At 70.8% G+C, this 813-nt stretch carries 1 pseudogene; it reads left to right on the top strand.

What is annotated here, in order from left to right:
- A pseudogene (locus B7L92_RS38580) lies at nucleotides 1–687 on the top strand (Dyp-type peroxidase); the annotation flags it as partial.
- Between the last annotated feature and the right edge of the window lie 126 nt (nucleotides 688–813).

Below are 813 nucleotides of genomic sequence, written 5' to 3'. Positions count from 1 at the left end.
CTCCTCCGACCGCCTCGACAAGGCCCGCAGCAACGGCGACCTGTGGGTGCAGATCGGTGCCGACGACGCCCTCGTGGCCTTCCACGCCCTGCGCGCGGTGCAGAAGGACGCGGGATCGGCGGCCCGGGTGCGCTGGCAGATGAACGGCTTCAACCGCTCACCGGGGGCCACCGCCCACCCCATGACGACCCGCAACCTGATGGGCCAGATCGACGGCACCCGCAACCCCAAGCCCTCCGACTCCGACTTCGACCGGCGCATCTTCGTCCCGGAGAACGGCGAGCCGGCCTGGATGGCGAACGGCTCCTATGTCGTCGTCCGCCGTATCCGCATGCTGCTGGACGACTGGGAGAAGCTCAGCGTCGCGGAGCAGGAGAACGTCATCGGGCGCCGCAAGTCCGACGGGGCACCGCTGTCCGGGGGCACCGAGACCTCCGAGATGGACCTGGAGAAGACGGACGCCGAGGGTGGTCTGGTCGTCCCCTTCAACGCCCACGCCCGGATCACCCGCCCCGACCAGAACGGCGGCGCGGCGATGCTCCGGCGCNNTTCGTGCCGGTGCAGCGCAAGCTGGACCGGGGCGACGCCCTGTCCCCCTTCATCCGCCACGAGGCGAGCGGGCTGTTCGCGGTGCCGGGCGGGGCGGCGGAGGGCGAGTACGTGGGGCAGCGGCTGCTGGAGGGATGAGAACCGCTCCGCGTCATCCCCAGGGGGGCGCATGCGGGGATGATGGCGGCGGGTGCCCATTAGGGTGAAGTCATGCCAGCGAGCTATGCGTATCTCGGACCCGAGGGCACCTTCACCGAAGTCGCC

The sequence above is a fragment of the Streptomyces viridosporus genome (genome assembly GCF_002078235.1).
GTDB classification, from domain to species: Bacteria; Actinomycetota; Actinomycetes; order Streptomycetales; family Streptomycetaceae; genus Streptomyces; species Streptomyces viridosporus.
This window is presented reverse-complemented; position numbering and strand designations above follow the sequence as displayed.